Raw genomic sequence first — 19,651 nt, 5'->3', positions numbered from 1 at the left:
GACTCTGCCCGGTGGGGCGGCGGTACGGAACGGGGATCTGCCGTCAGCAGAACCGTCGGCGGACGGGCCGGGGGCCAGTGGCTCAGTGGCCCACGGGAGGCACGTACTTGTATCCGACCCGGCGTACCGTCCGGATCGTGTCGCGGTGCTCCGCGCCCAGCTTGCGGCGCAGCCGGGCGACGTGGACGTCGACGGTGCGGCCGTCACCCACGTGCCCGTAGCCCCACACCGTGCCGACCAGCTGGTCGCGGGTGTGCACCCGGCCCGGGTGCGCCACCAGGTGGGCGAGCAGCTCGAACTCCAGATACGTGAGGTCGAGCGGCCGGCCGGCCACCCGGGCGGTGCGCTGCACGGTGTCGACGCGGATCAGCTGCTCGCCGCCCGGCTCGGGACCGGCCTCGGGCGCGACGGGCTCCGGGCGGTCCGGCACCGCCACCGGGAACGGCGGCTGCTGGTCGGCCGGGACGAGCACCAGATAGCCGATCATCGGCGGCTGGCCCGGCAGTGCGGGCAGCGTGTGCTGCGGCGCCGGCAGCCAGGTGGCACCCGGCGGCAGCAGATCCGCGACGGTCACCACCTCGTCCCGGTCGACGGCACGCAGCCGATGCCGGGCGCTGTTCGCCGGAGGGGTGTTGAGGGCGGCGGTGGACAGAGAACGAGTGGTCGCCATGAGAGGTCAGCTCTTTCGCGCGAGGAGTTCGTCGGAGAGGTCGACGGCCGCGAGTTCGTGGTCGGGGTCGCCGAGGACGTACGCGGTTCGCGCTGGCCGAAGGCCGGGGTGTACGGCGTTAGAGGGCCGGCGCGTTCGTCGCGCGGCAACACACCCGGTCGAAGTCGTAGTCCTGACGGGACGGCCAGAAGGGCTCGAGGTCATGACGACCCGTCGCGGTGTACTTCTGGTAGCTGGCCATGGCCCCATTGAAGCAGAGAGGCCCCCGCGCCGGGACCCTCCTCTCACACCTTGGACACATGCCGGACATCCGGCCGGCCCGCCGAAACCTCATCCCACCAGGCGCTTCCGCCACTCCAGGGGCGCGACACCGATCGCCTGGCCCGGGTCACCGTCCCATTCCGTGGACAGCCCGGCCACGGTCAGCGCCGCCACCACCTCGTGCCCGACGGCTCTCGTGGTCTCCTCGGAACCGTCGAACCCGCCGTAGTGGAGCGACAGGCCGTGCCCCTCCGCGGCGCCGCGCGTGCTCTGGTGGTGGAAGAACACGAACCCCCGCGCCCCCGGCGTGCCGTCCGCCTCCGCGCCGATCTCCGTCATGCCGCAGCCGCGGCAGCAGGTGAAGTCCTCGCGGGCGACGATGCCGTCGTGCTCCAGGGCCCCGAAGGCCTGCTCCAGCCGGTCCGGATCCGTGGGCTCCGTCCAGGTCTCCTGCTCGTCGAGCCGCTCCAGCCACAGCCGCTCGACGATCTCGCCGGCCTGCGCCCGGGAGACGGGAGACTCGTCCTCCCCGTCCCGCATCAGGTACACCGTCTCGCGGACCAGTGCGTCGATGCCCAGGTAGCCGTCCCGGAGCATTTCGCCGACGTGCCCCTCGGCCCGTGCCGCCACGTCGGCGGCGAGAGCGGGGACCTCCCCGGGCACCCCGAACTCCTCGCGCTGCCACGCGACTCCGGCGTCCCAGCCGTCCTCCTGCCGCGCCCAGCGCGTCATCACCTCGGCGACCGGGCCCGGGTCGCTCACCTCGGTCACCCACATGTGCGGGACGGATCCGGTGCAGTGCTGGAACGCGTACGGCCCGCCCGGGTCGTGTGCCACCTGGATGAAGACATTCGGCCGGTCCGGTATCCGCTGGACGACGAGGAAATGGTCGTCGGCACCGCCGATCCGCTCCACCAGCTCCCGCAGCCGCCGCGCGGACACCCGCGCGTACGTCTGCCCGCTCTCCGTCTTCACCTTGATCGCAAGGCCCCCGTCGATCTCCATGCGCCCCACCCTGGCATGACCCACCGACAACGCGAGGGGGCGCCCACCGCGAACGGTGAGCGCCCCCTCGGGAGCCTTGGGGCGTCGGTCAGACCTGGCCGGCCTTCTCCAGGGCCGAGCAGCAGGTGTCGACGAGCAGGCGGGTCACCACGTACGGGTCGACGTTGGCGTTCGGACGGCGGTCCTCGATGTAGCCCTTGCCGTCCTTCTCGACCTGCCACGGGATACGGACCGAGGCACCGCGGTTGGAGACGCCGTAGGAGTACTCGTTCCACGGGGCGGTCTCGTGCAGACCGGTCAGGCGGTCGTCGATGCCGGCGCCGTAGTTCTTGACGTGGTCGAGCGGCTTGGAGCCCTCGCCGAGCGACTCGGCCGCGGTGATGATCGCGTCGTAGTTCTCGCGCATCGCCTTGGTGGAGAAGTTGGTGTGCGCGCCGGCGCCGTTCCAGTCGCCCTTGACCGGCTTCGGGTCGAGGGTGGCGGCGACGTCGAAGTCCTCGGCGGTGCGGTAGAGCAGCCAGCGGGCCACCCACAGGTGGTCGGAGACCTCCAGCGGGGAGACCGGGCCGACCTGGAACTCCCACTGGCCGGGCATGACCTCGGCGTTGATGCCGGAGATGGCGAGGCCCGCCTGCAGGCAGTTGTCCAGGTGCGCCTCGACGACGTCACGGCCGAAGATCTCGTCCGCGCCGACACCGCAGTAGTAGCCGCCCTGCGGGGCCGGGAAGCCGCCCTTGGGGAAGCCGAGCGGGTAGCCGTCCTGGAAGAACGTGTACTCCTGCTCGATGCCGAAGATCGGCTCCTGGGCGGCGAACTTCTCGGCGACCTCGGCCAGCGCGGCACGCGTGTTGCTGGCGTGCGGGGTGAGGTCGATGTTCAGGACCTCGCACAGCACCAGGATGTCGTCGCCGCCGCGGATCGGGTCCGGGCAGGTGAAGACCGGCTTGAGGACGCAGTCCGAGGCGTGGCCCTCGGCCTGGTTGGTGGACGACCCGTCGAAGCCCCAGATCGGCAGCGCGTCGAGACCGGCGGGCGAGCCCGCGATGATCTTGGTCTTGGAACGCAGTTTGGCCGTCGGCTCGGTGCCGTCGATCCAGATGTACTCAGCCTTGAAGGTCACGGGCCACATCCTTCGGGGGTGTGTCTGGGCGCGTATCGCGGGTGCTGCGGCGCTGCGGCACCGGTGCGCCGCGTCAACTGTCCGGCAGCCTGTCAACAGGCGATTTCCCGGCCATTGCTCGAATGTGAACCCCGTGTTACCTGGTGTGCCCGTGCGGTACTTCACGCCGAGAGGGTGTTGCCGCCCGGGGAGGCCTCGGTCACCGGCTTCCCTCCGTCAAGCCGGTGACCGGCGCCCGTGTGACCCGGACGTGCCGGTCCTGCTGCTCCTGGCCGGGAGCAGCAGGACCGGTGACACGTACCGAGGGGGCGGCCGAGGGGTGGGCCGCCGCCTCAGTGACCCGTTCGGCCGTCCGGCATCACCCCACCTTCTCGATCACGGCCCGGCGGATCAGGAACTTGCCGGGCTCACGGACCTGTTCGAAGGCCGCGTTATTGAGCAGCGCACAGCTGCCGGAGGCCGAAGTGACTTCCACCGTCGTGGACTTGTTGTTGTCCAGGTTGGTGACCTTCAGCTTCGTGCCGACCGGGAACTGGTTGCTGGACGCGGCCGGCGCACCGCCCTCGCCGGAGAGCGTGACGGTGGAGCCGTTGCACACCTGCTGCCCGGAGGCCGCGGCACCGTCGCCGGCATTTCCCGCGGGGGCGGACTCGGCGGGTGCCGAAGCCTCCGCCGACTGAGCGGGATCGGACGGCGCGGCCGACTCGGCGGGCTGCGACGGCTGCGCGGCCTGGGAGTCCTGAGCCGACTCCCCAACCGCGCACCCCGACGCCTCCTGCTTCCGCTTGATCTCCTCGATGACCGCCTCGCGGTTGGCGATCCGGGCTTCCGACTGCGCGTCGGGATTGGCCTGCTGGTCGGCGATGAACTTCTCGTTGTTGCCGAGGGCGGTGGCGAGTCCCAGGCAGGCCGTCGACTCCGCCGCCGACCTGGTGGTCGGCGGCGAGGCGTTCGACGTGCTCGCCATGACGAAGGCCCCGCCTCCCGCCACCGCCGCCGCGCTCACCAGCAGCGCGATCTTCTTCGTTGGGCCGAGAGTTCTCCTACGCGACATGCGCGCCTCCTGAAGAGGTAGGGGAGCGTACGCCGCTATGTACGAGATACCGAACGAAGTTACTCAGCGGTTACAGGAGTCAACGAAGTGACCTGTGCCACATGTGAAAAGAGGGGTGGTCAGCGCGACAGTGCGTCCCGCACGGCCTCGTCCGTCCGGCCCACCACGGCCGTGCCGTCGTCCGCGGTGATGATCGGGCGCTGGATCAGCTTCGGGTGCTCGGCGAGCGCCTTGACCCACCGGTCGCGCGAACCGGCGTCCCGCGGCCACTCCTTGAGCCCGAGCTCCTTGGCGGCCGCCTCCTGGGTGCGGGTGATGTCCCACGGCTCGAGACCGAGGCGCGCGAGAACACCACGGATCTCGTCCTCGCTCGGCACGTCCTCCAGGTAGCGGCGGACGGTGTAGTCGGCCCCCTCGGCGTCGAGCAGCGTCACGGCGCTACGGCACTTCGAACAGGCCGGATTGATCCAGATCTCCATGCGCCCACGGTACGCGCTGCCGCCGCTGTTCGATTTTCAGCCGACTCAGGCGCCCCTCGCGGACCTGCCGTGACAAGACGCCAATTTCCTTCCCCACCTGGGCATTTGCCGGGCTGGGAGGACTCCCCGTTGTCAGTGCCCGGCGGTAAACTGTAAGCAGTGTTCGAGGGTGGCGCCGGGGTCGCAGAGGACTCCGGTGAGCGCCCATCGCGACAGGAGGATGCCTGTGCCCGCTGCCGCTCTGAAGTCGAAGCCGTTGCCCACCCAGTCCACCGCGAAGCGTCCCGTCCTGCTCGACCTGCCGTACGCGCCCGTGGAGAAGCGGCCGCTGCCGCCGGGCCGGCCGCGCGAGTGGTACGTCACGCACAACCGTCGCCTCAAGGCGATGCGACTCGCCATCGCCCTGCTCGACTCCGGCGTCTACATGCCGAACCAGGCCCGCAACGAGACGATCCGCGGCGCGGCGGAACAGATCGGCGTCCACCCGCCGTCGGACACGACGTGTCACATGGTGCGGGCGTTCATGCGCTACGCGCGCTGAAGCCGTCCCACCGGTGTTCCCGGCGCGGGGAACACCGGTGGGTTCAGCCGGGCGAAGCCCTCCTGGCGTTCGTAGGGGAAGTAGGGGTAGGGCGCCGGGCGGTGGCTCGCCGTGTCGAGCCTCGCCAGCTGCTCGGGGGTCAGGCTCCAGCCGACGGCGCCGAGGTTCTGGCGCAGTTGCCGCTCGTCGCGGGCGCCGATGAGGACGGAGGACACGGTCGGCCGCTGGAGCAGCCAGTTGAGGGCGATCTGCGGCACGGCCTTGCCCGTCTCCTGCGCGATCTCGTCCAGCGCGTCGACCACGGCGTAGAGGTGCTGGTCGGTGACGGGCGGGCCGTGCTCGGCGGTGCGGTGCAGCCGGCTGCCGGCCGGGAGCGGTGCTCCGCGGCGGACCTTGCCGGTGAGGCGCCCCCAGCCGAGCGGGCTCCAGACGATCGCGCCGAGGCCCTGGTCGAGGGCGAGCGGCATGAGTTCCCACTCGTAGTCGCGGCCGACGAGGGAGTAGTACACCTGGTGGGCCACATGGCGCGGACGGCCGTACTTCTCGGCGGCCGCGAGGGATTTCATCACCTGCCAGCCGGAGAAGTTGGAGATGCCGGTGTAGCGCACCTTGCCCGCCTGGACGAGCGTGTCGAGCGCGGCCAGGACCTCGTCGACCGGCGTCCCGGCGTCGAAGGCGTGGAGCTGGAACAGGTCGATGTGGTCGGTGCCCAGCCTGCGCAGCGCGTCCTCGCAGGCGGTGATCAGGCGGGAGCGGGAGGAACCCGCGTCGCCCGGTCCGTCCCCCATCGGCAGACCGGTCTTGGTGGAGACGATCACCTGGTCCCGGCGGCCCTTGATCGCCTGTCCCAGAACCTCCTCGGAGGCGCCGGCGGAGTAGACGTCGGCGGTGTCGAACATCGTGATCCCGGCGTCCAGGCAGATGTCCACGAGGCGGCGTGCCTCCTGCGCGTCGGTCGTGCCCCACGCGCCGAACAGCGGGCCCCGCCCGCCGAAGGTGCCGGCTCCGAAGCTCAGCGCGGGGACCGTGAGTCCGGACGCGCCCAGTCGCCTGTATTCCATCTCGGCCCCTTTCAAGAGCGACCCTCACCAACGAGTGGCCTCTACTAACGGGTCTATGGTTCCGTTAGTGGTTATTAAGGTAGCAGGGTGAAGCGCTTAATGGAACGGGAGTGCCGTTATGGCTGACGGAGGCGAGCCGGGGACCCTACGGCCGGGAGGGCGCACGGCGCGGGTGCGGGAAGCGGTGCTGCGGGCGGCCGAGGACGCCCTGACCGAACAGGGCTTCACCGGCCTGGACCTGGCCGACATCGCCCGCCGCGCCGGAGTCGGCAAGACGACCGTCTACCGCCGCTGGGCGACGGTCACCGGCCTGGTGGCCGACCTCCTGCTGGACATGGCCGAGCAGTCCGCGCCCCGCACCGAGACCGGCTCGCTCCTCGGCGACCTGACGGCCAACGCCCGGCTCGTGCAGCGCACCCTGACGGACCCCCGGCAGGGGGCGTTGTTCAAGGCGCTGATCGCCGCCGCCACCTGTGACCCCAAGACGGCCGCGGCGCTGCGGCGCTTCTACGACATCCGCGTCAGGGAATGGGCTCCGTGCGTGCGGCAGGCCGTCGACCGGGGCGAGGTGCCCGAGGGCACCGACACGCATGAAGTGGTCCGCGCCGTCTCCGCCCCGCTCTACTACCACCTGCTGATCAGCGGCGGCCGGCTCGACGGGGCCATGGCCGACCGGGCCGCGGAGGCCGCGGCGACCGCGGCCCGCGCGGGCGTGTACGTACGGGCCTGAGGCCGCGAAGACCCGCCTGCCCCGGGAGCGCCCGCGCCCGGCCTGCGTGCCTCAGGCGTACCGTTCCATCAGCCCCGTCACATACGCCTCCAGACGCCCGCCCAGCACCTCCGGCGTCAGGTCGGTCCGCCCCAGCTCCCGCCAAGGAACCGCCAGCTTCGCCGCGTCGGGGACGTAGGCCAGAGCGTCGAGCAGCCGCCAGTACAGATGGTCCGGGCCGTCGGCCAGGTGCCGGCCGCCGTGTGCCTCGTAGCGCTCGCGGAAGCCGAGGCCGTACTCCGGGCCGTGCAGCAGCGCGAGCGCCGTCGAGCAGTGGGCGACGTCCAGGTCGGCGGGGCCCCACGAGGTCTCCACCCAGTCGACGACACCGCCGATCCGCAGGTCGGTCCCCGAGCCCGTGAACAGCACGTTCCCGGGGTGGAAGTCCCGGTGCAGGAAACAGCCCTCGTACGGCGGGGGATCGCGGCGGATGACGTCCACGGCCCGCTCCCACCCCGGGGGGACGCCCGTCGGCGATGTCCACGCCTGGTACGCACGCGGACGCTCCTCGGGGATGACCCGGTGGATCCCGGCCAGTTGAGCCGCCAGCAGCTCCACGCGAGCGTCGAGGTCCTCCTCGTCGACCCGGACCCGCCCCGGCAGTACGGACATCAGCAGGGACGGATGGTCACAGTGCTCGGCGGTCGCGTCCACGCCGATCAGCTCGGGGGCCGGCACGCCCTCCTGCCCGGCCAGCAGCGTGAGCACGTCCGCCTCGCGGGCCAGCAGCTCGGGGGCGTGCCGCCGGAAGAAGGGCTTCACGAAGGTCCGCAGGGCGAGGGCGGTGCCGTCGTCGAGGGCGAGCCGCCGCATCTGGGCGCTCCAACCACCCTTCAGGAAAGACGACTTGTCGACCGTGCGGCCCTCCGGGAGCTGCTTGGCCACCCACGCGCGGGTCGCCGTCCAGCCCTGCTCGCCGAGCCCGGTCAGCACGGCGGTGACGAACGCCCGCCGGTCGTCGGGGCGGTCGCGGAACCAGGGGCCCAACCGGTGCTCCGCCTCCGGAAGTTCCCAGTGGGTGAACTGGGCGCGCCGGGCCAGCGCCTCCGAGACGGCCTCCGTCACGGCGGGCGGGATGACCTGGTCCGTGCCAGGCACCGCGAGCACCGCCCGTCCCTCGTACGCCCGCAGCACGTCGAGCGCGGTCGACGCACGCCAACTGCAGGGCCGGCGGATGATCTCGCTGAACCGCCCGTCACCCTCCCCGAACGGCACGTCCCACGCCTCGGCCGCGTACACCGCGGGCGCGCAGAGCCCCAGGGCCACCACCCGGTCCCCGTAGTGCCGGGCGAGATCGGCCACCGTCTGACCGCTCATGCTGAACCCGACCAGGATCAGAGGCCCGTCCTCGCGCGCGTGCGCGTCGATCACGGACACGGCCTGCTCGAAGCGGCGGCGCAGGCTCAGCTCCCGCAGCGAGCCGGTGCTCTCCCCATGACCCGAGAAGTCGAAGGCGAGGGCGTGGCAGCCGTGTGCGGCGAACTCCGACAGCAGCGGCACCAGCCGCTCCTTGCTGCCGTTGCCCGCGCCGTGCAGGACGACGGCCATCGCTCTCGCCGACGCACCGGCACCGGCGTACAGCCCGCTGAGTCGTTCACCGCCGAGGGTGTGCGTGGAGTCGACGGTGTGCGTGAAAGGGATCAGCTCACTCATACGGTCATTCACTCACGCGGCGCAGGCCCGTGAGGGGTGATCCGGGAGGGGGTGATCAATGAGGGGCGATCAGAGGCCGGGCGCTCCCCACACCGGGAACCAGCGGCTCAGGTCCTGTTCGATCCGCAGATCGTCGGCGAGCGCCGCGCGCACCTGGAGTTCCAGCGCGTTGTCGCGCCGTTCCGCCTCTCCGGGCAGGGGCGCGAACGGGTAGAAGGTGCCGCGTTTGTAGAGGTAGACCAGCGCGAGCCGCCGGCCGGCCCGGTCCCGGAACCCGGCCAGAGAGCACAGCAGTTGCGGGCCGAAGCCGTTGACCTCCATCTGGCTGTTCACGGCGTGCAGGTCGTTCACGAGCGCGTGCAGCTGGTCGGGGGCGCGGTGCGAGACCAGCCAGGAGTAGCCGTAGCCGTCCTGCCGCAGTTCCACCGGTGGACCGTCGCGGTCGGTGTCGGCGTCCAGCAGGGCCTGCACCTCGCGGTGGGTCTGCTCGAAGGCCGCGCCCTCGACCGTGGCGAAGCACACCGCGCCCTGCCCCGTCGGGGTGAAGCCCGCAGCGGCCTCGAGGGTCACGGCCGCCGACGGCAGGGCGAAGAGCCGGTCGAGATCCGCCACGACCGGCTTGGTCCGGCCGAGCAGGATGTCCAGCAGCCCCATGTCACACCCCTCCGGGTGCCGCCGCCTCGCCCAGCTCGGCGGAGATCCGGCCCAGTTGGTCGAGGCGCTGCTCCAGGCTCGGGTGGGTCGAGAAGAGCCGCGCGACACCGGGCTCGCGGCCCAGCGCCGGGGTGAAGTAGAAGGCGTTGAAGGCCTGGGCCGTGCGCAGGTCCTTCGTCGGGATGCGGGCGATGTCGCCGGATACCTTGGTGAGCGCGGAGGCCAGCGCCGAGGGCCGGCCGGTGAGCAGCGCGGCCGCCCGGTCGGCGGCCAGCTCCCGGTACCGGGACAGGGCCCGGATCAGCAGGAAGCTGATCGCGTACACGGCGGCGGCCACCCCCATCACCGCGGCGAATACCGCGGCCGTGTTCTGGTCCCTCCTGGCCCCGCCGAACACCTGCGAGTAGAAGGCGAACCGCACGATCAGCCCCGCGATCACCCCCAGAAAGGACGCGACCGTGATCACGGCGACGTCCTTGTGCGCCACATGCGACAGCTCGTGCGCGAGGACGCCCTCCAGCTCGGCCGGCTCCAGCCGCCGCAGCAGCCCGGTCGTCACACAGACCACGGCGTGGTCGGGGTTCCGCCCGGTCGCGAACGCGTTCGGCATGTCCATTTCGGACACGGCCACCACCGGCTTGGGCATGTCCGCGATGGCACACAGCCGGTCCACGACCCCGTGCAGCTCGGGAAACTCCTCCCGCTCCACGACCCGCCCGCGCATGGCGTACAGCGCGATCCGGTCCGAGAACCAGTACTGAGCCCCCAACAGCCCGGCCGCGACCACCACGACCAGCACCCAGGACTTCAGCAGCACGATCAGCGCCGCCACGAACCCCACGTACAACAGCCCGAGCAGGAACAGCGTGATCCCCATACGGGTGGTCAACCGCCGGTCACTCCGGAAGCGACTGTGCATCTGCATCACCCCGCAGTCAGGCACTCGTCCCACTGCCAGTGTGCACCCGGCCCCGCCCATGAACGGGTCGTGATCGACCCCAGGACAGGCAAAGGCGTCAGCCGCCCGCGCCCACCGCGTACCCGGGCACGGACGGCCACCGAACGGTCAGCACCACCGACTCCTCCTCCGCGACCCAGGAGTGATCCACCCCGCGCCCCCACACGACATAGTCGCCCTGCCGCTCCAGCAGCACACTGCGCCCGGGAAGCTCCACCCGGAAGCGCCCGCTGATCAGCACCAGCAACGCGGTCCGCTCCTCACCCCGCACCCACCGCGCACGTTCCTCACCAGCGGCGTGGACACCCCATTTGACCTCCACAGCCTCACTGTGACGCGGATCGCCGCCCCCCTTGAAATGCCCGAGCAACCACCCCTGGTCCAACGCCGCGTCCGCACCCGCGTTGCCCACATACACACCGTCGTCCACGCGCCGGGACGCTAGCAGCCGCCCTGGTCGGTCCTCTCGGCGCACGCCCCGCTAAGGCGCCCGGAAGTTGATGTACCCGAGCAGCACGATCACCGCCGCCACACAGCCGAACACCACGGCCGTGGAGATCCATGACGAGCGGGAGCGGCGGCCGGGTGAGCGGCGGCCGGACGACCGGTGGTCGGGATCGGGGCGGAACGGCACGGGGCCGGGAGGGTTGTGCTTCCAGCGCGCGGCGAGCATGCGGGCCCGGGCCGAGGGCTCCTTGTGCTCGGCGTCGTCCGCCCATCTGAGGTCGAACTCGCGCTCCTGGCCGTCTTGTTCGTGCTCGGACATTCCCACTCCACCCCCGTGTGGTCCTGTCAGCAGAATAGAACATACGACCGCGCCCCCGCTGCCGGTACGGCGGCGGGGGCGCGGTCGTGATGCCTCGATCAGGCGTCGATCACACGTCGAAGTACAGCTCGAACTCGTGCGGGTGCGGACGCAGCTGCAGCGGCGCGATCTCGTTCGCGCGCTTGTAGTCGATCCACGTCTCGATCAGGTCCGGCGTGAAGACGTCGCCCGCGAGCAGGAACTCGTGGTCGGCCTCCAGGCGGTCGAGGACGGCCGGGAGGGAGGTCGGGACCTGCGGGACGCCCGCGTGCTCCTCGGGGGCGAGCTCGTAGAGGTCCTTGTCGATCGGCTCGGCCGGCTCGATCTTGTTCTTGATGCCGTCCAGGCCCGCGAGCAGCAGCGCCGAGAACGCCAGGTACGGGTTGCCGGAGGAGTCGGGCGCGCGGAACTCGACGCGCTTGGCCTTCGGGTTCGAGCCCGTGATCGGGATACGCATGGCCGCGGAGCGGTTGCGCTGCGAGTAGACGAGGTTGACCGGGGCCTCGAAGCCCGGCACCAGGCGGTGGTACGAGTTCACCGTGGGGTTGGTGAAGGCCAGCAGCGACGGGGCGTGCTTGAGGATGCCGCCGATGTAGTAGCGGGCGGTGTCCGACAGGCCCGCGTAACCGGCCTCGTCGTAGAAGAGCGGCTGGCCGCCCGTCCACAGCGACTGGTGGACGTGCATGCCCGAGCCGTTGTCACCGAAGATCGGCTTGGGCATGAAGGTCGCCGTCTTGCCGTTCTGCCACGCCACGTTCTTCACGATGTACTTGAAGAGCTGCAGGTCGTCGGCCGCGGCGAGCAGCGTGTTGAACTTGTAGTTGATCTCGGCCTGGCCGGCGGTGCCCACCTCGTGGTGCTGGCGCTCGACCTGCAGGCCGGCCCGGTCCAGCTCCAGGGAGATCTGGGCACGCAGGTCGGCGAAGTGGTCGACCGGCGGGACCGGGAAGTAGCCGCCCTTGTAGCGGACCTTGTAACCACGGTTGTTCTCGAGGGCACCGGTGTTCCAGGCGCCGGCCTCGGAGTCGATGTGGTAGAAGGACTCGTTCGCGCTGGTCGCGAAGCGGACGCTGTCGAAGACGTAGAACTCGGCCTCCGGGCCGAAGTACGCCGTGTCGGCGATCCCGGTGGAGGCGAGGTAGGCCTCGGCCTTCTTCGCCACGTTGCGCGGGTCACGGGAGTACTGCTCACCCGTGATCGGGTCGTGGATGAAGAAGTTGATGTTGACCGTCTTGTCGCGGCGGAACGGGTCGACGCGCGCGGTGGACAGGTCGGCGCGGAGCGCCATGTCGGACTCGTGAATGGCCTGGAAGCCGCGGATGGAGGAGCCGTCGAAGGCGAGCTCCTCGGCCGGGTCGAAGGCCGATGCGGGGATCGTGAAGTGCTGCATCACACCCGGCAGGTCGCAGAAGCGGACGTCGATGAACTTGACGTCCTCGTCCGCGATGAACTTCTTGGCCTCGTCGGCGTTCTGGAACATCCAGCTCCTCCTACTCCCGACCGTCCCGCCGGGGTGGTAGTTCGTTCGTGCTGCCAGTGCGGGTGGCACACGCTGACGTAGACCCTAGGGACGGGTGATTTCTCTGGCGTGACTCATTTGTTTCGCACAAGTTAACCGGCTCACCCTCCACCGTAGCCCGACCACACCCCGCCGTGCCCTGGTCATTTACGGGCGCAGTACCGTGGACGGGTGGACAACAGGCAAGCACTCGGATCGTGGCTTTCCGGGCCCCGCGCGGCCGCGGAAGAGGCCGGTGTCGACTTCGGATACCGGGGCGAGCAGCTCGGTCTGCCCGAGGAGGGGCCCGGCTCGATCGCCCGTCCGGGGCGCCGGCTCGGCGCCCTCGCCGTGGACTGGGGCCTGAGTCTCCTGATCGCATACGGTCTTATCACGCAGAGCTACAACGAAGCGGCCCAGATCTGGGCGCCGCTCATCCTGTTCGCCCTCATGGTGCTCACGGTCGGTACGGTCGGCTTCACCCCGGGCAAGCGGCTCCTCGGTCTGCGGGTGCTGGCCCTGGACACCGGCCGCGTCAGCCCCTGGCGCACGCTCCTGCGCACGGTCCTGCTCTTCCTCGCGATCCCCGCCCTGATCTGGGACCGCGACGGCCGCGGTCTGCACGACCGGCTGGCGGGCACGGTCGAGGTCCGCATCTAGCGTTCCCGATGAAAGCAAGCTGACGACGAAGGGGCGCCCGGTGATCCGGGCGCCCCTTCGTCGTCAGCTTGTGCGGGGTGTCAGCGGGCCTTCGGCCCGCCCTTCGGCAGCTTCATGCCCTTCGGCATGGGCCCCTTCGGCAGCGGCATGTTGCTCATCAGGTCGCCGAGGGCGCGCAGCCGGTCGTTCGTCGCCGTGACCTGCGGGCCGGTCAGCACGCGCGGCAGCTTCAGCATGGTCGTGCGCAGCTTCTTCAGGTCGACCTGGCCCTCGCCCGTGCCCACGACCAGGTCGTGCACGGGCACGTCCGCGACGATGCGGTTCATCTTCTTCTTCTCGGCGGCGAGGAGGGACTTCACCCGGTTCGGGTTGCCCTCGGCCACCAGGACGATGCCGGCCTTGCCGACGGCGCGGTGCACCACGTCCTGGTTGCGGTTCATCGCCACCGCGGGGGTCGTCGTCCAGCCTCGGCCGACGTTGTCGAGCACCGCCGCCGCGGCGCCGGGCTGTCCCTCCATCTGCCCGAAGGCGGCCCGCTCGGCCCGGCGCCCGAACACGATCGCCGACGCGAGGAAGGCGAGCAGGAGGCCCAGGATGCCGAGATAGATGGGGTGACCGATCAAGAAACCGATCGCGAGGAAGACACCGAAGGTGACGATTCCGACTGCCGCGAGTACAAGGCCGATCTTCTTGTCGGCCCTGCGGGTCATCTTGTAGGTCAGAGCGATCTGCTTCAGTCGCCCGGGGTTCGCAGCGTCCGCTGCAGGTTCCTTCCTCGCCATGGCACGAAGTCTACGTGGCCCCACAAGCGCCGACGACGGCAGTGCCCGCGGGGGCCCGTGGGGGAGGGGCCCGGAGTCAGGGACGGACGGAGGCGGACCGGGAAACCGACTGGTCGAGGACGCGCTGCGTCTCGACCCGGTCCTTGGCGCGACGGCGGTCCTCCAGCACGGAGGTCCACGCGTTGCGGCGGGCGGTGCGCTGACCGCTGCTCATCAGCAGCGACTCGACGGCACGCAGTGCGGTGGTGAAGGACGGAATCGCGGTGGCGCGGACGGGCGCGGCCTGCATGGGTGAGGTCCCCCCTCGGTACGGGTGTACGTGCTGTGAGTTCAGCGTCACTGATTGGTGTTACCAGGGCGTGACCGGCCGGTCAAACACCCATGAAGCCCCGGCGGGGAGTGGTGAAACGCCGACGCGGTCCTGACATGTGCCCTCATCTGCGAGGACGGTCAGGACCGCGTCGAATCGGCCGCTACTGGCGGGTAGCGTCTTGTGCGGGAATTCACACGCTTGTCTCGCCCTGGGGTGGGCGGGGGTGGTGACGATGCGTCAGACGGCCTGGGCCGCGATGCGCGCGTCCCGCTGCTCCATGGCCATCCGGTAGAGGCGACCCGCGCGGTACGAGGAGCGCACCAGCGGGCCGGACATCACACCGGAGAAGCCGATCTGCTCGGCCTCCTGCTGCAGCTCCACGAACTCATGCGGCTTCACCCAGCGCTCCACGGGGTGGTGGCGCACGGAGGGTCGCAGGTACTGCGTGATGGTGACCAGCTCGCAGCCCGCGTCGTGCAGCTGCTTGAGCGCGTCGCTGACCTCCTCGCGGGTCTCGCCCATGCCGAGGATCAGGTTCGACTTGGTGACGAGGCCGTAGTCGCGGGCCTCGGTGATGACCTTCAGGGAGCGCTCGTAGCGGAAGCCGGGGCGGATGCGCTTGAAGATCCGCGGGACCGTCTCGACGTTGTGCGCGAAGACCTCGGGGCGGGAGGAGAAGACCTCCGCCAGCTGCTCGGGGACGGCGTTGAAGTCGGGCGCGAGCAGCTCGACCTTCGTCCGGCCTTCCTCGCGGTCCGCCGTCTGCTGGTGGATCTGGCGGACCGTCTCGGCGTACAGCCAGGCACCGCCGTCCTCCAGGTCGTCGCGGGCGACGCCGGTGATCGTGGCGTAGTTCAGGTCCATCGTGACCACGGACTCGCCGACCCGGCGCGGCTCGTCGCGGTCGAGCGCCTCGGGCTTGCCGGTGTCGATCTGGCAGAAGTCGCAGCGCCGGGTGCACTGGTCGCCGCCGATGAGGAAGGTCGCCTCGCGGTCCTCCCAGCACTCGTAGATGTTGGGGCAGCCGGCTTCCTGGCAGACCGTGTGCAGGCCCTCGCTCTTCACGAGGTTCTGCATCTTGGTGTACTCGGGACCCATTTTCGCCCGGGTCTTGATCCACTCAGGCTTGCGCTCGATGGGGGTCTGGCTGTTGCGGACCTCCAGGCGCAGCATCTTGCGTCCGTCGGGTGCGACTGCGGACACGACCGGCTCCCTAGCGATTGATTCTTCGGCGCCCTCTAGGGTACGCCCGTTGATTTGAAACCCGGCGTGGGTGTTCTCCCCCACTGGGGGCTGCCGCCCCCAGGCCCCCGCTCCGGCCTGAACGGCCTCGTCCTCAAACGCCGGACGGGCTGACGGCTGCCGGCGTTTTCTCGATCACTCGCGGCTTCAGCTCCGCGTTCTCCAGTACGTCCTTCAGGTGGCGCTCGACGACCGGCAGCACCTCGGCGATCGTCACGTCGCGGCCGAGTTCGTTCGCCAGGGAGGCGACGCCCGCGTCCCGGATTCCGCAGGGGATGATCCGGTCGAACCACTTGTTGTCGGGGTTCACGTTGAGGGCGAAGCCGTGCATGGTGACGCCCTTGGCCACGCGGATGCCGATCGCGGCGATCTTGCGGTCCTCACGGCGCTGGCCCGCGTTGGACGGGGCGTACTCCGGGCCGTTCAGGCGCGGGTCGAACTCCTCGTCGTGCAGCCGCGGGTCGAAGTCCAGGGCCAGCCCTCCGAGCGCGGCGCGCTGCTCGACCGGGTCGCCCAGTACCCACACGCCGCTGCGGCCCTCGACCCGGGTGGTCTCCAGGCCGAACTCCGCGCAGGTGAGGATCAGGGCCTCCTCGAGGCGGCGTACGTGCGCCACGACGTCCACCGGGCGGGGAAGCTTCTGGATCGGGTAGCCCACCAGCTGGCCGGGGCCGTGCCAGGTGATCTTGCCGCCGCGGTCCACGTCGACGACCGGCGTGCCGTCCAGGGGCCGCTCGTTGTCCGCCGTGCGCCGTCCCGCCGTGTAGACCGGGGGGTGCTCCAGGAGCAGGACCGTGTCGGAGATCTCGTCGGCGAACCGCGCCGCGTGGACCCGGCGCTGCTCGTCCCAGGCCTCCCGGTACTCGACGGCCTCGTCACCGAACCCCATGCGGACGAACCGCAACCCACTCACGGCAAGCGCCTCCCTCGGACAGGTGTGTCAGACACGTATCGCGCCCAAGCCACTGTACGTCCGGCCCGCACACGTCAGTCCCGGGGCCAATCCTCACACGATCGGATGAATGTCCCCGAAAATGTGTGATGGGGTGCTTACTCTCCGCTACATTCGCGCCGTCCAGCAAGCCAAAAGGCCTGCTCACACGCAATCCGGCACATCACCAACACCGGAAGGCAGGAGACCGCACCGCACCATGACGGAACGACCCGCGCAGCGCACCCCCAACCGACAGCTCGCCGCGCTCATCTCAGAAGCGGGGTTCTCCAACGCGGGACTCGCCCGTCGCGTGGACCAGCTCGGTCTCGAACACGGGCTCGACTTGAGATACGACAAGACCTCCGTCACCCGGTGGCTGCGCGGCCAGCAGCCCCGAGGCACCACCCCCGCGCTCATCGCCGAGGTCTTCACCCGGCGCCTGGGCCGCCGCCTCACCGCCCAGGATCTCGGCCTGGACGCCTGCGCCCCGGTCTACGCGGGGCTGGAGTTCGCGGCCGCCCCCGAGGAGGCCGTCGACATCGTCAGCGGGCTGTGGCGCAAGGACTCCGGCAGCCACGCCGAGCTGCGCAAGATCGCCTTCACCCCGGCCGGGCTCGTCGTGCCGAGCCGGGACTGGCTGATCGGCCGGGCCGACGAGAAGGTCGCCCGGGGCGAGCCGCCCGCCGCCCGCATCCCGGCGCAGGGCCGCGTCCCCGTCCGTCTCCCGGCCGCGGGCGAGCCGGGCGGCGTACCGTCCCTGCCCCGCCAGCGCGGCCAGGCCGAGCGCGGACCCGGCCAGAAGGTCACCGGCGGCGACATCGCCGCCCTGCGCTCGGTCGGCGAGCTCTTCCGCACCCTCGACGACGCCTACGGCGGCGGTCACGCGCGCCAGGCGCTGGTGCGCTATCTGGAGCACGAGTGCGAGCCGATGCTGCGCGGCACCTACGGCGAGCAGACCGGCCGCCGGCTGTTCGCGGCCGCCGCCGACCTGACCCGGCTCGCGGGCTGGACGTCGTACGACATCGCCGCGCACGGACTCGCCCAGCGCTACTTCGTGCAGGCGCTCCGGCTCGCCCAGGCGGCCGGGGACCGGACGTACGGGGCGTATGTGCTGGTCACCATGAGCCGGCAGGCCGTCTACCTCGGGCACGGGCGGGAGGCCGTGCAGCTCGCCCGCGTGGCACAGCAGGGCGTCGGCACCTCGGCCCCGCCCGTCGTGCAGACGCTGCTCCACGCCTCCGAGGCGCGCGGGCACGGGGTGCTCGGCGAGGTCCGGGCCTGCACCGCGGCCCTGGTCCGCGCCGAGCGCGCCCTGGAGACGGCCCGGCCCGGGGACGACGTACCGCACTGGGCGAAGTTCTTCGACGAGGCACAGCTCGCCGACGAGTTCGGCCACTGCCACCGCGACCTGCAGCAGTTCCGCGCCGCCGCCCAGCACGCGGAACGCTCCCTGCAACTACGCGCCCCCTCCTACGCCCGCAGCCGCCTCTTCTGCCGCGTGGTCCTGGCCACCGCCCGCCTGGGCCTGGGCGAACTCGACCAGGCCTGCCAACTCGGAGCGGAGGCCGCCGGCCAGGCCGCGGAGATGCGTTCGGTGCGGGCGGTGGAGTACGTGAGGGACTTCGAGCGCCGTTTGGAGCCTTACAAGGACGCGGCACCCGTGCGGACTTACCGCGACAAGGTATCGGCCTTGGGATAGATGCCCTGGGGGCGCGGGGAACTGCGCGAACAACCCCCACGCACCCGCGGCCGACGAATCACTACGCGGCCCGCGGCACAGTCGGCAGCGGATCGGCGACATGCATCGACCGCCCCGCCCCCAAGTCCGCCAAGATCGCCGCCGAAGCCCGATGCCCAGAGTGCAAAGCGCCCTGGACAGTACTGGTATCGCGGTGATCCCCACACACATACAGTCCGGCGATCAACCGCACCGGCCGCCGCAGATCATGCGGCGGCCGCATCGCGGGCACCGCCTCCAGCGTCCGGTGCACAGCCAGCGTCTCCCACCGAGCCGTCGGCATCCCGTACAACCGCGCCAAGTGCATCCGCACCGCCGTGTCGACATCCCCCGGCGGCCGCCCCAGAACCGTCGAAGACACCAGCGCCCGCCCGGCCGGCGCCCGGGACGGATCGACACGGCTCACCACCGACGTGTGCGCGACCGGCCCGCCGAGATCCGCGTCGAGCAACAGCGACGCCCCCGTCTCCGGCGGCTCGTCGGTCGTGTGGTGCACCACCGTCACCGGGTGGAAATCCGGCACCCGCAGCCCGGGCAGCAGCTCGGCGGCGGCCCGGGCGTCCGTGGCCACCAGAACCGCCCGGCAGCGGATCTCGCCGTGCTCGGCGGTGGTCACCGAGGTCGTGGAGACGGAGGTGACGCGCACGCCGGTGTGCACGGTGCCCGGCGGCAGCGTGCGGGCCAGCAGCTCCGGCAGGGCCTCGGCGCCGCCTTCCGGCACGCAGAGCCGGCCGCTCGCGAAGGCCCGCAGCGCCAGGTCCGCGCACCGGCTGGACGTGGTCAGGTCCGGGTCGCACAGCAGGGCGGCGAGCAGCGGACGCAGGAAGCCGTCGATCGTACGGGCGGGCAGCCCGCGCGCCGCCAGGGCCTCACCGATGGGCCGCTCCGGGCGGGCCAGCAACCGTTCGGCCGGGGTGCTCGCCAGCCGGGTGAGTGCGGCACCCAGACGGGCCTGGTCGACGGCCGTGCCGAGCGGGGCGCCGGACCGGCTCCGGGGCACGGAGACCTGCCGGCCCGGTACGGCCACCGGCCTCCTGGGCGGCCTGGGCGCGACCGGCGACCGGGGGGCGCTCGCCAGGGCGCGCACAGCGTGGAGTGCGCCCCGTGCGCCCCCTGCGCCCGCCTGGACCCCCGCGCGATGGTGGCGTCCGTCGCCGTGCAGCAGGACACCGGGCGCGAAGGGACGCAGCACCAGCCCGCCCAGGCCGGGTGTCCGTTGCAGTTCCGGATACGCCGTGGACAGCAACTGGCCGATTCGGTCGAGCCGGAAGCCGTCGACCTTCTCCGTCGCCATGCGGCCGCCGACGCCGTGGGCGGCCTCCAGGACCATGGTCGTCACTCCTGCGCGGGTGAGCCGGTTCGCGGCCGAGAGTCCGGCGACCCCGGCCCCCACGACGACCACGTCCGCCTGGTACGCGGGCTCAAGCACGTGCCCCTCCTCGAGGTTGCGCGGG

The 19,651-nt window shown here is 71.1% G+C and carries 22 protein-coding genes; 4 read left to right on the top strand and 18 right to left on the bottom strand.

The window, feature by feature from the left end; all coding sequences use genetic code 11:
* Positions 1 to 82 precede the first annotated feature (82 nt).
* The 6 genes from OHU35_RS11980 to OHU35_RS11955 form a co-directional block, all read right to left on the bottom strand.
* On the bottom strand, positions 83 to 670 hold the full coding sequence (locus tag OHU35_RS11980; protein ID WP_189724653.1) for a winged helix-turn-helix domain-containing protein: 588 nt from the start codon (positions 668 to 670) through the stop codon (positions 83 to 85).
* 118 nt (positions 671 to 788) lie between these two features.
* Positions 789 to 911 (bottom strand): hypothetical protein, encoded by a 123-nt coding sequence (locus tag OHU35_RS11975; protein WP_255961307.1) that lies wholly within the window; start codon positions 909 to 911, stop codon positions 789 to 791.
* 89 nt (positions 912 to 1,000) lie between these two features.
* On the bottom strand, positions 1,001 to 1,936 hold the full coding sequence (locus OHU35_RS11970; RefSeq protein WP_405505271.1) for a DUF6891 domain-containing protein: 936 nt from the start codon (positions 1,934 to 1,936) through the stop codon (positions 1,001 to 1,003).
* A gap of 88 nt (positions 1,937 to 2,024) precedes the next feature.
* On the bottom strand, positions 2,025 to 3,056 hold the full coding sequence (glnII, locus tag OHU35_RS11965; RefSeq protein ID WP_189724651.1) for a glutamine synthetase: 1,032 nt from the start codon (positions 3,054 to 3,056) through the stop codon (positions 2,025 to 2,027).
* Between the two features lie 358 nt (positions 3,057 to 3,414).
* Entirely contained in the window at positions 3,415 to 4,110 is a 696-nt protein-coding gene (locus OHU35_RS11960; protein WP_189724650.1) for a hypothetical protein, read from the bottom strand.
* A gap of 119 nt (positions 4,111 to 4,229) precedes the next feature.
* Positions 4,230 to 4,589 carry an arsenate reductase family protein gene (locus OHU35_RS11955; RefSeq protein ID WP_189724649.1) on the bottom strand — a complete coding sequence of 120 codons (360 nt, stop codon included), beginning with the start codon at positions 4,587 to 4,589 and terminating at the stop codon, positions 4,230 to 4,232.
* Between the two features lie 226 nt (positions 4,590 to 4,815).
* Here OHU35_RS11955 and OHU35_RS11950 point away from each other — a divergent pair, with 226 nt between their 5' ends.
* On the top strand, positions 4,816 to 5,130 hold the full coding sequence (locus OHU35_RS11950) for a hypothetical protein (RefSeq protein WP_189724648.1): 315 nt from the start codon (positions 4,816 to 4,818) through the stop codon (positions 5,128 to 5,130).
* Here OHU35_RS11950 and OHU35_RS11945 read toward each other — a convergent pair.
* Positions 5,118 to 6,191, bottom strand: coding sequence for an aldo/keto reductase (locus tag OHU35_RS11945; RefSeq protein ID WP_405505270.1), 1,074 nt, complete (start codon positions 6,189 to 6,191; stop codon positions 5,118 to 5,120). The genes OHU35_RS11950 and OHU35_RS11945 overlap by 13 nt on opposite strands.
* 118 nt (positions 6,192 to 6,309) lie before the next feature.
* Between OHU35_RS11945 and OHU35_RS11940 the strand changes: the two genes are divergently transcribed.
* Entirely contained in the window at positions 6,310 to 6,921 is a 612-nt protein-coding gene (locus OHU35_RS11940; RefSeq protein ID WP_189724646.1) for a TetR/AcrR family transcriptional regulator, read from the top strand.
* 51 nt (positions 6,922 to 6,972) lie between these two features.
* On the opposite strand, the gene OHU35_RS11935 is transcribed toward OHU35_RS11940, so the two are convergent.
* From OHU35_RS11935 to glnA, 6 genes are all read right to left on the bottom strand, one after another.
* Positions 6,973 to 8,613 (bottom strand): alpha/beta fold hydrolase, encoded by a 1,641-nt coding sequence (locus OHU35_RS11935; protein ID WP_405505269.1) that lies wholly within the window; start codon positions 8,611 to 8,613, stop codon positions 6,973 to 6,975.
* A gap of 69 nt (positions 8,614 to 8,682) precedes the next feature.
* Positions 8,683 to 9,267, bottom strand: coding sequence for a PspA-associated protein PspAB (locus OHU35_RS11930; RefSeq protein WP_359895489.1), 585 nt, complete (start codon positions 9,265 to 9,267; stop codon positions 8,683 to 8,685).
* A 1-nt stretch (position 9,268) separates the two neighbouring features.
* Complete coding sequence (htpX, locus tag OHU35_RS11925) at positions 9,269 to 10,186, bottom strand: zinc metalloprotease HtpX (protein ID WP_189724643.1); 918 nt, start codon at positions 10,184 to 10,186, stop codon at positions 9,269 to 9,271.
* Positions 10,187 to 10,283: 97 nt separating this feature from the next.
* Complete coding sequence (locus OHU35_RS11920; RefSeq protein WP_359895488.1) at positions 10,284 to 10,655, bottom strand: signal peptidase I; 372 nt, start codon at positions 10,653 to 10,655, stop codon at positions 10,284 to 10,286.
* Positions 10,656 to 10,706: 51 nt separating this feature from the next.
* A complete protein-coding gene (locus tag OHU35_RS11915; protein WP_189724642.1) occupies positions 10,707 to 10,991 on the bottom strand; it encodes a hypothetical protein in 285 nt (94 codons plus the stop codon).
* A gap of 109 nt (positions 10,992 to 11,100) precedes the next feature.
* On the bottom strand, positions 11,101 to 12,510 hold the full coding sequence (gene glnA, locus OHU35_RS11910) for a type I glutamate--ammonia ligase (RefSeq protein WP_189724641.1): 1,410 nt from the start codon (positions 12,508 to 12,510) through the stop codon (positions 11,101 to 11,103).
* A gap of 210 nt (positions 12,511 to 12,720) precedes the next feature.
* On the opposite strand from glnA, the gene OHU35_RS11905 reads away from it, so the two are divergent.
* On the top strand, positions 12,721 to 13,188 hold the full coding sequence (locus OHU35_RS11905; protein WP_184596315.1) for an RDD family protein: 468 nt from the start codon (positions 12,721 to 12,723) through the stop codon (positions 13,186 to 13,188).
* 80 nt (positions 13,189 to 13,268) lie between these two features.
* Here the strand turns inward: OHU35_RS11905 and OHU35_RS11900 are convergent, their stop codons facing one another.
* The 4 genes from OHU35_RS11900 to lipB form a co-directional block, all read right to left on the bottom strand.
* Positions 13,269 to 13,970 (bottom strand): DUF4191 domain-containing protein, encoded by a 702-nt coding sequence (locus tag OHU35_RS11900; protein WP_189724640.1) that lies wholly within the window; start codon positions 13,968 to 13,970, stop codon positions 13,269 to 13,271.
* A 76-nt stretch (positions 13,971 to 14,046) separates the two neighbouring features.
* Positions 14,047 to 14,259 (bottom strand): hypothetical protein, encoded by a 213-nt coding sequence (locus OHU35_RS11895; RefSeq protein WP_189724639.1) that lies wholly within the window; start codon positions 14,257 to 14,259, stop codon positions 14,047 to 14,049.
* A 261-nt stretch (positions 14,260 to 14,520) separates the two neighbouring features.
* Complete coding sequence (gene lipA, locus OHU35_RS11890; protein ID WP_189724638.1) at positions 14,521 to 15,486, bottom strand: lipoyl synthase; 966 nt, start codon at positions 15,484 to 15,486, stop codon at positions 14,521 to 14,523.
* A 133-nt stretch (positions 15,487 to 15,619) separates the two neighbouring features.
* Positions 15,620 to 16,438, bottom strand: coding sequence for a lipoyl(octanoyl) transferase LipB (lipB, locus tag OHU35_RS11885; protein ID WP_189724637.1), 819 nt, complete (start codon positions 16,436 to 16,438; stop codon positions 15,620 to 15,622).
* A 238-nt stretch (positions 16,439 to 16,676) separates the two neighbouring features.
* Between lipB and OHU35_RS11880 the strand changes: the two genes are divergently transcribed.
* Positions 16,677 to 18,158, top strand: a complete 1,482-nt coding sequence (locus tag OHU35_RS11880) for a regulator (RefSeq protein WP_189724636.1) — start codon at positions 16,677 to 16,679, stop codon at positions 18,156 to 18,158.
* A 61-nt stretch (positions 18,159 to 18,219) separates the two neighbouring features.
* On the opposite strand, the gene OHU35_RS11875 is transcribed toward OHU35_RS11880, so the two are convergent.
* Entirely contained in the window at positions 18,220 to 19,626 is a 1,407-nt protein-coding gene (locus OHU35_RS11875) for an NAD(P)/FAD-dependent oxidoreductase (RefSeq protein ID WP_189724635.1), read from the bottom strand.
* Positions 19,627 to 19,651: the final 25 nt, after the last annotated feature.

The organism is Streptomyces purpurascens, from assembly GCF_045040895.1.
Classification (GTDB): domain Bacteria; phylum Actinomycetota; class Actinomycetes; order Streptomycetales; family Streptomycetaceae; genus Streptomyces; species Streptomyces purpurascens.
The sequence above is the reverse complement of the archived record's forward strand: the minus strand, read 5'-3'. Positions and strand labels throughout refer to the sequence as shown.